Here is a 6,627-nt window from a genome sequence, read left to right as displayed (position 1 = left end):
GGACGAGCCCCAGTTGCCCGCCATCGGCGACCGATTGGGCCTGCGCCAGGCACCTGGCATCAAGCGGCATTGCCTACCTGCCCGAGAGCGGCAGCGTACGCGGCGCCGAAGCCTGGGGCGCGCTGGACGACGCCATCGCAGCCGGCCTGCGCCTGCAGGCGCCCGCCGAGGTGCTGCGCTTTTTTGCCACCCTGACCCACCTGGGCGACACCGCCGTTCTCACCGCCTTGACCGCCGTGGTGGGTGCGGCGCTCTGGTGGCATGGCCACCGGCTGCTGGCCACGGGCTGGCTGGCGGCCATGGCGGGCAACGGGGTGCTGACGCGCATCCTCAAGGCCATTTTCGAGCGCGCCCGACCCGAGCACCTGCACCACGGCGTGGCCCAGGCCGATGGCTACAGCTTCCCCCGCGGGCACAGCAGTGCCTCGATGGTGGCCTACACCCTGCTGGCCTACCTGGCCACGCGCCTGCTGCCGCCGCGCTGGCACATACCCTGCGCGGTGCTGGCGGGCATGCTGGTCTTCACCACCGGCTGGAGCCGCATGGTGCTGCAGGTGCACTACGCCAGCGACGTGCTCGCGGGCTGGCTGCTGGGCGGCACCTGGATGGTCTGCACGGTGCTGGTGCTCGAGAGCGTGGCGCGCTGGCGCCGCGCGCTGCCAGCTGCTGCGCCCGTGCGCGGCTGAGCACAGCGGCCCGCCGGGGTCAGCGCGGGACCGGCAGCACCACCCGGGAAGGCCGGCTCGCCCCCATGTGCACACTGTTGCGGGCCACCACGCGCGGCCCGGCACTCCCCTCCGGCGCGCCGGTATTGGGGTTCACATCGAAGCGGGGGAAATTGCTGCTGGAGATGTCCAGCCGGATGCGGTGCCCCCTGCGGAACAGATTGGAGGTGGGCATGGGCTCGATGGTGACCTGCACCACCTCCCCGGGCTGCATCATCTCAGCCGCCTCCCACGAGCGCCGGTAGCGGCAGCGCAGGATGCCGTCGGTGAGGTTCACGGCGTAGCCTTCGGGGTAGTCCGCGCTGGGCGGGTACAGGTCGATCAGCTTGGCGGTGAAGTCCGTGTCGGGCGCGGTGGAAGACACCCAGAGTTCAATGGTGATGGGCCCCGATACCTCCAGATCTTCCTGCAGCACCGGTGTCTGAAAGACCAGCACATCGGGCCGCTGCGCCAGCGGGCCGTAAGGCGCCTGGGCGCCAAAGGTCTGCGCGCTGGTGCGCTGGTCATAGGCGCCGGCCACCATCAGGGGTTCGCCCGAGGTGATGGAACCGCCCAGCGTGGGTACCGGGCATGCGGGGTCGAAATCAAAAGCCAGCGCTTCGTCACGCCCCGGCGCTTGGGACGACAGTGCGCCATCGGACCCCAGGTACCAGGGAACGAAATCGGTGCCGGGCAGGGGCCAGTGGCTGGCGCTGCGCCAGGATCCACCATGGTCCAGCCGGCCCTCGGGGGTGCGCCGCCCCGAGCCGCCGCCCATGCGGAAGTAGCGCACCCCCTCGTCCATGCCCGGCGGCAGGGGCGCCCCCTTGAGCCAGTGGTCGAACCACGCCAGCCGCATGGCCACGTAGTCGGGGGCCAGCGAGCCATCGAGCACGGCGGCCGGACCGAAGTCCACGTCGCCCGCATACGGCACGCTGCGCTCGCCATGCGTCCAGGGGCCAAGCACCATGCGCACATCCGTGTTGCCGCGCCCGGCCAGGCCCAGGTAGTTGTCGGTGGTGGTCTGCGCGTAGGGGTCCCACCAGCCACACATGAGCATCACGGCCACGCCGTCCAGCGCGCCGTAGTGGCCTGCGGCATACAGCTCGGGCTGGCGCCAGTAGTCGTCGAAGGTGCCGCGTTCCCATTGGCTGAAGAGGTAGTCCTCGTACTCGGGCGCCCACTGCAGCGGCGAGTCGCCGCGCGACCAGGGCAGGCGCAGGAACCACTCGCCGATGTCGGCTTGCGCCAGTGCCTGGCGCGCGGCTTCACCGAGCTGGGTGCTGCCGCTGCAGGCGTTGCGCAGCGCCCAGACGGCCTGCTTGAGCTCGAACGCACCGCCGTGGCGTATGCCGCCGCGGTAGGCATTGGCAAAGCCCCCGCATTCGAGGAACATGGCCTTGAGCCCCGCGGGCCGCTGGCTGGCCAGCGCCGTCTGGGTATGGGCCGCGTACGACAGGCCGTAGGTGCCCACGGCGCCGGTGCACCAGGGCTGGGCCGTGATCCACTGCAGGGTGTCGGCACCGTCGTGCGCCTCGCCCAGGTATTTGGTGAACTGGCCTTCGGAGTCGAAGCGGCCGCGGCAGTCCTGCACCACCACGGCGTAGCCGGCCTGGGCAAAACGCGCGGCCACTTCGCCGCGGCGCATGGGCGACGGGTTGGCGGCGGTGCGCTCGCGCCGGGTCTCGGCGTCCTTGCCATAAGGCGTGCGCTCCAGCAGCACGGGCAATGGTCCCGCCATGCCGGCAGGCAGGTACAAATCGGTGGCGAGGTGTACGCCATCGCGCATGGGAACGCGGTGGGTGCGCCGGGTCACATTGCCATCGGCAACCACCATGGGATTCGTTGTCATCTTGCAATGGCCCCGGTCAGTCGAGCTTGAGGTTGCGTTCCTTGACCAGCCGGGCCCAGCGCGCCGTGTCGTCCTGGATGAAACGCGCCAGTTCCTGCGGCGTGGTGGGCGCGGGCTCTGCGCCCTGGGCCACGAGCAGCTCGCTCACCTGCGCATCGGCGAGTGCGGTATTGAGCGCCTTGCTGACCTTGGTGACCACCTCGGCCGGCGTGCCCGTGGGGGCAAACAGGGCATACCAGATGTCGTACTCGAAGCCCTTCACGCCGGCTTCGGCCATGGTGGGCACCTGCGGGAAGGCACGCGAGCGCTTGGCGCTGGCCACCGCCAGGGGCACCAGCCGGCCGGCCTTGATGTGCGCGAACACGCTGGGCACGGCGTTCATGCCCAGCTGCACATGGCCGCCTACCAGCTCGTTCACGGCGGGGCCGCCGCCCTTGTAGGGGATCTGGACCATCCTGGTGCCCGTGGCCGCCTGGAACATCTCCATCGACAGGTGGCCGGGGCTGCCATTGCCGCTGGTGCTGTAGTTCAGGGTGCCCGGGCTCTTGCGCGCCAGGTCGACCAGCTCGCGCACGGTGCGGGTCTGCAGGCCCGGGTGCGTGGTGAGGATGGGGACGTTGATCACCACACGGCCCACGGGCACGAAGTCGCGGGACGGGTTGTACGGCAGCTTGCTGGACAGCAGTGGCGCCGTGACCATGCCCGAGCCCGCGCCCATGAGCAGCGTATAGCCGTCGGCCGCCGAGGAGGTGACCGCCTGGAAGCCGTGCGCACCGGGCCGGTTGTCGATGACGACGGGTTGCCGCCACTGTTCCGACATCTTGCGTGCCACCACACGCATGGCCGTATCGGCGGCTGCCCCCGCCGGGAACGGGACCACGATGCGCACGGGCTTTTCAGGAAAATCGGCCGCCCCTGCAAGCTGGGGTTGGCCCGCCAGGGCGGAAAGCGCCATCAGCGCGAGGATTTGCGGAATTCGGAACATAGGGCGACTCGAAGCGGATGGCAGGAATGAAAGAAGAAGGGACCGGGGTTCAGAAGTCATGGCGGATCCCCGCGCCCACAACGCGCACGGCCACGTTGCTGCGGCTGGAATCGATGCCATCGCGGTCGAGGAAGGCCTGCAGCTCGGTGCGCTTGGACAAGGCATAGGTGTACGCGACCTGCTGGCGCTTGCGAAGCCCCCGCTGCGAGGCCTGCACATCGCGCTGCATCAGGTTGACCACCAGGGCGTGCGGGCCCGTGGAGAAACGGCTGCCCACCAGCCAGTAGTCCACGTCGGCACGCACGGCGGCGGAGGCCGCCGCATAGCGGTCGCGGCCCAGCAGCACATAGGGCTCGATGGCGCCGAAGTCGTAGCGCATGCCGACCTGCCATTTGCTCGCGAACTCGTTGACCAGCAGGCCGCCGGGGCGTGTGTCCTTGCCGTAGCCGATGCCGGCGGACCAGGGGCCGTCGGCATAGTTCAGGCCCAGGTCGAGCGACCTGGCGCCGTTCTCCTGCTCGGGCGTCTTGGCGTCGCCGCGCAGGTAGTAGCGCGCACGCAGGTTCACGCCGCCCCAGCTGGGACTTTGGTAGCCCAACGAATTGGAGGTGCGGTTGCGCGCATTGAGGATGGAGGTGCCGATGGCCGTGGCCCCTGCGTCGTTCGCCGCGAACGAGGTGATGCGCGTGACCTGCGAGTACAGCGGCGAGCCCGTGGGGTTGGCCGAATCGAGCCGGCCCAGCGCCAGCGTGCCCAGGCCGCCGCGCAGCGCCACATAGCTGTTGCGGAATGCGGGCGTGGTGGCGGCACCGGAGTCGGCTTCGAGCCCCATCTCCAGGCCGAACAGCGCGGCCATGCCATCGCCCAGGTCCTCCTTGCCGCGAAAGCCGAGGCGGGAGGCGTTGTCGCGCATCTCCATCACGGAGCCGGCGTTGCCGGTCTTGGCGTTGTTGACGGTGAGCCGCACCTGGCCGTAGACCTGCAGGTCTTGCGTTTGCGCTGCGGCGGGGGTGCCGGCAGACAGGAATGCCAGGCCGCTGGCAGCCAGCGCGGAGGGGGAAATAGGCCTCATGAATCTCGCTCCTAAAGCAGGGTGTGGGTTCAGACGCCACGAATTCTGTGGAGCGAGGCAGGTCCTCACAACGCTATGACAAAGCCGTATTACCCTATGCGGATTGCTGCGCGTTTGCACCTGCGCAGTGGCGGTGCAAAGATGCACGCACCCGGCAATCCACACGGCTCATTCGCCCTCCATGAATTTCAAGCAGCTCGAGGCCTTCCACGCCATCATGCTCAGTGGCTCGACCATTGCGGCGGCCGAGCGCCTGGGCCTGTCGCAGCCCGCCGTCAGCCGGCTGCTGGCCCAGTTGGAGGAAAGCCTGGCGCTGCGCCTGTTCGTGCGCGAGAAGGGGCGCCTGACGCCGACGGCCGAAGCCCAGGCGCTGCGCAACGACGCCCAGGGGCTGATGGACTCGGCCCAGTGCTTTCGCCGGCATGCCGAGCAACTGCGCCTGGGCGGGTTCCGGCGCCGGCTGCTCAAGGTGGCGGTGCCCAACACGCTGGCCACCACGCTGATGCCCACGCTGGCCCAGCGCTTCATGCAGGCGCACCCGGACGTGGTGGTGGAGGTGCTCTCGGGCTCGTACAGCGATGCGGAGCAGGCCCTGCTGGGCCGCGAAGCCGATATCGGCCTGGTGCGCCTGCCCATGGAGATGCAGGGGCTGAGCACCCGCGCCACGCTGGAATCCGAGGCCGTGTGCATCATGCCCAAGGGCCATGCGCTGGAGCAACTGGCCGAGGTGAGCCCCGACGACCTGATCGACTGCAGCCTGGTGCTGCTGGGCCGCCAGCGCCAGATACGCCACGAGATCGACATGGCCTTCCGCCAGAAACGCGTGCAGCCGCGCGTGGCGCTGGAGGTGCATTCGGTGAGCGAGGCCTGTGCCCATGTGGCCCGGGGCCTGGGCGTGTCCATCGTCAACGCGCTGCTGGCGCGGCATTGCCCGATGGACGGCATCACCTCGCGACCATTCAAGCCGCACATCGCCTACCAACTGGCCATCGCCACGCTGAGCCATGCGCCGGCCTCGCCCCTGCACGACACGTTCACGCAGTTGCTGGTGGAGGCGATGGTGCTGCCCGAGCTTGCAGGCGAGCGGCCCGCCAAGGCGGGTTGAACCGGCGCCCGATCAGATCGCGACCAGGTTGCGGATTCCTTTGGCTTCCATCTCGCTGCCAGGACCCCGCGCAATGACTTCGCCGCGCTCCATGACGAGGTACTGGTCGGCCAGTTCCTGCGCGAAGTCGTAGTACTGCTCGCACAGCATGATGGCCATCTCGCCCTTGTCGGCCAGCATGCGGATGACGCGGCCGATGTCCTTGATGATGCTGGGCTGTATGCCCTCGGTGGGCTCGTCCAGGATCAACAGCCGCGGTCCGGGCGCGAGCGCCCGCGCAATGGCCAGCTGCTGCTGCTGCCCGCCCGAGAGGTCGCCCCCGCGGCGGCTCAGCAGCTGCTTGAGCACGGGGGACAGCTCGTACAGGTGCGGCGGCACGGGGGTGGCACCGCTCTTGTAGGCCAGGCCCATGCGCAGGTTCTCTTCCACCGTGAGGCGGCCGAAGATCTCGCGGCCCTGGGGCACGAAGCCCATGCCCGCGCGGGCACGGTCGTAGGGGGCGGTCTTGTCGATGGGCTTGCCATCGAACTGGATGGAGCCGCTCTTGATGGGGACCAGGCCCATGAGGCTTTTGAGCAGGGTGGTCTTGCCTACGCCGTTGCGGCCGAGGAGGACGGTGACCTTGCCGGGTTCGGCGGTGAGGCTCACGTCGCGCAGGATGTGGGAGCCGCCGTAGTACTGGTTGATGTTTTGGACGGTGAGCATGTTTTCTGCCTCTGTCAGGGGTTCGGGGCGATGGTTGCTTCTGCTCTTGTTTTAAGGGCGGAGGCCGGGATGTGCGCCCGGCGGCGCAGTAACTTTCTCTTGGGCCGCTGTATAGACCGGGGACATAGGAAACAGGTGTGCGAAGACATAGGAAACACTTCTGCTTTGCGTTCGCAAGGGAGAAGCCCCATGGCCTGGCAACCG

Annotated in this window: 6 protein-coding genes; 2 read left to right on the top strand and 4 right to left on the bottom strand. The window is 68.9% G+C overall.

Annotated elements, in window-relative coordinates; translation table 11 throughout:
• A partial coding sequence (locus tag ACK59X_RS11455; protein WP_409957442.1) for a phosphatase PAP2 family protein occupies window positions 1-686 on the top strand: 686 nt, incomplete at its 5' end.
• 19 nt (window positions 687-705) lie between these two features.
• On the opposite strand, the gene ACK59X_RS11450 is transcribed toward ACK59X_RS11455, so the two are convergent.
• The 3 genes from ACK59X_RS11450 to ACK59X_RS11440 form a co-directional block, all read right to left on the bottom strand.
• Window positions 706-2,556 carry a CocE/NonD family hydrolase gene (locus ACK59X_RS11450; protein WP_409957441.1) on the bottom strand — a complete coding sequence of 617 codons (1,851 nt, stop codon included), beginning with the start codon at window positions 2,554-2,556 and terminating at the stop codon, window positions 706-708.
• Window positions 2,557-2,572: 16 nt separating this feature from the next.
• A complete protein-coding gene (locus ACK59X_RS11445) occupies window positions 2,573-3,511 on the bottom strand; it encodes a Bug family tripartite tricarboxylate transporter substrate binding protein (protein WP_409957440.1) in 939 nt (312 codons plus the stop codon).
• 79 nt (window positions 3,512-3,590) lie between these two features.
• The gene (locus ACK59X_RS11440) at window positions 3,591-4,613 is read right to left on the bottom strand and encodes a porin (protein WP_409957439.1); all 1,023 of its coding nucleotides are present in this window, start codon (window positions 4,611-4,613) and stop codon (window positions 3,591-3,593) included.
• Window positions 4,614-4,794: 181 nt separating this feature from the next.
• Here ACK59X_RS11440 and ACK59X_RS11435 point away from each other — a divergent pair, with 181 nt between their 5' ends.
• Entirely contained in the window at window positions 4,795-5,718 is a 924-nt protein-coding gene (locus tag ACK59X_RS11435) for a LysR family transcriptional regulator (protein ID WP_409957438.1), read from the top strand.
• Window positions 5,719-5,730: 12 nt separating this feature from the next.
• Here ACK59X_RS11435 and urtE read toward each other — a convergent pair whose 3' ends face one another.
• Window positions 5,731-6,423, bottom strand: a complete 693-nt coding sequence (gene urtE / locus ACK59X_RS11430; RefSeq protein WP_409957437.1) for an urea ABC transporter ATP-binding subunit UrtE — start codon at window positions 6,421-6,423, stop codon at window positions 5,731-5,733.
• Between the last annotated feature and the right edge of the window lie 204 nt (window positions 6,424-6,627).

The organism is Acidovorax sp., assembly GCF_046339755.1.
Taxonomy (GTDB): domain Bacteria; phylum Pseudomonadota; class Gammaproteobacteria; order Burkholderiales; family Burkholderiaceae_C; genus Acidovorax.
Note: the sequence above shows the minus strand (reverse complement) of the source record. Positions and strands in the feature narration are given on the sequence as shown.

What these genes read in the sequence shown, in the direction of transcription:
- ACK59X_RS11450 (WP_409957441.1), bottom strand. Translation starts at nt 2,556, where the DNA reads ATGACAACGAATCCCATGGTGGTTGCCGATGGCAATGTGACCCGGCGC.
- ACK59X_RS11445 (WP_409957440.1), bottom strand. Translation starts at nt 3,511, where the DNA reads ATGGCGCTTTCCGCCCTGGCGGGCCAACCCCAGCTTGCAGGGGCGGCC.
- urtE (WP_409957437.1), bottom strand. Translation starts at nt 6,423, where the DNA reads ATGCTCACCGTCCAAAACATCAACCAGTACTACGGCGGCTCCCACATC.
- ACK59X_RS11435 (WP_409957438.1), top strand. Translation starts at nt 4,795, where the DNA reads ATGAATTTCAAGCAGCTCGAGGCCTTCCACGCCATCATGCTCAGTGGC.
- ACK59X_RS11440 (WP_409957439.1), bottom strand. Translation starts at nt 4,613, where the DNA reads ATGAGGCCTATTTCCCCCTCCGCGCTGGCTGCCAGCGGCCTGGCATTC.